Below are 2,097 nucleotides of genomic sequence, written 5' to 3' on the forward strand. Positions count from 1 at the left end.
CCGGCTACGCCTTCGCCAAGTACACCTTCCCGGCGGGCACCGCGCTGTTCTCGGTGGTGCTCGGGTCGATCATGGTGCCCACGACGGCCCTGGCCATCCCGACGTACCTGCTCTTCGCCGGCGTCAACCTCACCGACACGCGGTGGTCGGTGATCCTGCCCAGCCTGGTCAGCCCGTTCGGCGTGTACCTCATGCGCGTGTACGCGGCGGACGCCGTCGACACGCAGCTGCTGGAGGCCGCGCGCGTCGACGGCGCCGGTGAGCTGCGCATCTTCTTCTCGGTGGCCCTGCGGCTGCTGGCTCCCGGGTTCATCACCGTGCTGCTCTTCACGCTCGTGGCGACGTGGAACAACTACTTCCTGCCGCTGATCATGCTGAGCACCCCGGAGAAGTACCCGCTCACCGTGGGGCTGGCGCAGTGGCAGTCCGCCGCGGCGGCCGGCTCCGGCGGGCAGGTCCTGTTCTCCAGCGTCATCACCGGCTCGCTCGTCTCGATCGTGCCGCTCGTCATCGCCTTCCTCTACCTGCAGAAGTACTGGCAGGCGGGGCTGGCCACGGGAGGGGTCAAGGGATGAGCCTGTTCGACCGCCGGCACCACCAGAAGGGCCTGCCGCCCCGGGTGCTCTTCGGCGCCGCCTACTACCCCGAGTACACGCCGTCGCCCCGGGTCAAGACGGACCTCGACCTCATGGTCGACGCCTCCATGACCGTGGTGCGCGTCGGCGAGTCCGTCTGGTCGACCTGGGAGCCCTCGGACGGCGCGTTCGACCTGGACTGGCTCGAAGAGGCCCTCGACGGCTGCCACGAGCGCGGCATCTCGGTCATCCTCGGCACGCCGACCTACGCCGTCCCGATGTGGCTGGCGCGCAAGCACCCCGAGCTGGCGCTCGACCCCGGGACGGGGACGCCGATGCGCTGGGGCAGCCGGCAGGAGGTCGACTTCACCGCCCCGGCGTTCCGCTTCCACGCGGAGCGCGTCGTCCGCCGCGTGGTAGGCCGGTACGCCGCGCACCCCGCGGTCATCGGCTACCAGGTCGACAACGAGCCGGGCCTGCACCTCATCCACAACGCGGGCACCTTCGAGGCGTTCGTGGACCACCTGCGCGCCCGGTACGGCTCCGTCGACGCGCTCAACGAGGCGTGGGGCCTGACGTACTGGTCGCACCGGCTCTCCCGGTGGGCCGACCTGTGGACGCCGCACGGCAACGCCCAGCCGCAGTACGACCTCGCCTGGCGCGAGTTCCAGACCCTGTGCACCTCCGACCTGATCTCCTGGCAGGCCGGCATCGTGCGCGAGGTGGCCGCGGCGGCCGGCCGCGAGGACCAGTTCGTCATGACGTGCGTGTCGTACACCCGACCCGCGGTCGACGAGCTCGGCGTCAACGCCGAGCTCGACGTCGCCGCCGGCAACCCGTACTACGCGATGCAGGACGCGCTCGCCCTGCCCGCCCCGGACCCGCTGCCGCAGCAGTACTGGACCTCCACCGGCACGTGGACGCTCGTGCACACCGCGGACCGGATGTTCGCCTCCCAGCAGGCGCCGTTCCTCATCACCGAGACGANNGACGAACGCCGCGGCGATCGGCGGGGCGGCGGTGAACCTGCCCGCCTGGGACGGGCAGTGGCGCCAGGCGGCGTGGGCCTTCGTGGCCCGCGGTGCGCGGATGGTGGAGTACTGGCACTGGCACACGCTGCACGTCGGGACCGAGACCTACTGGGGCGGTGTGCTGCCGCACGACCAGCAGCCCGGGCGGGTCTACGAGCAGCTCGCGCAGCTGGGCGCCGAGCTCGGCACCGCCGGGTCGGCGGTGGCGGGGCTGCACCCCGACGCGCACGTCGGGCTGCTGTACTCCGTGCCCAGCAAGTGGGGCCTGTCCTTCCAGCCCCACACCGCCTCCGCCGACGACGGCAGCCGGCCGTACCCGGTCCTCGAGGGCACCTACGACGGGCTGGTGGGCACCTGGGCCAGGGGCGCCTTCGACGCCTCGCTGGCCACCCGCCTGGTGCACGACCGCCAGCTCGTGCCGCCCCCGGGGGACGTGGCCTCCGAGCGCCCCTCCCCCGCGGAGGTCGCTGCCGAGCTGCCGGTGCTGCTGG

At 72.4% G+C, this 2,097-nt stretch carries 3 protein-coding genes; all 3 read left to right on the forward strand.

Features of this window, described 5'->3' with window-relative positions; all coding sequences use genetic code 11:
• On the forward strand, positions 1–575 hold a 575-nt coding region (locus FHN55_RS16530; protein ID WP_139713442.1), incomplete at its 5' end, for a carbohydrate ABC transporter permease.
• A partial coding sequence (locus FHN55_RS23820) for a beta-galactosidase (protein ID WP_257571072.1) occupies positions 572–1,562 on the forward strand: 991 nt, incomplete at its 3' end. The genes FHN55_RS16530 and FHN55_RS23820, both read left to right, overlap by 4 nt.
• A gap of 84 nt (positions 1,563–1,646) precedes the next feature.
• The coding region (locus FHN55_RS23825; protein WP_306821818.1) for a beta-galactosidase at positions 1,647–2,097 on the forward strand (451 nt) is incomplete at its 3' end.

The sequence above is a fragment of the Streptomyces sp. NP160 genome (assembly GCF_006335115.1).
In the GTDB taxonomy this organism is placed as follows: Bacteria; Actinomycetota; Actinomycetes; order Actinomycetales; family Quadrisphaeraceae; genus Quadrisphaera.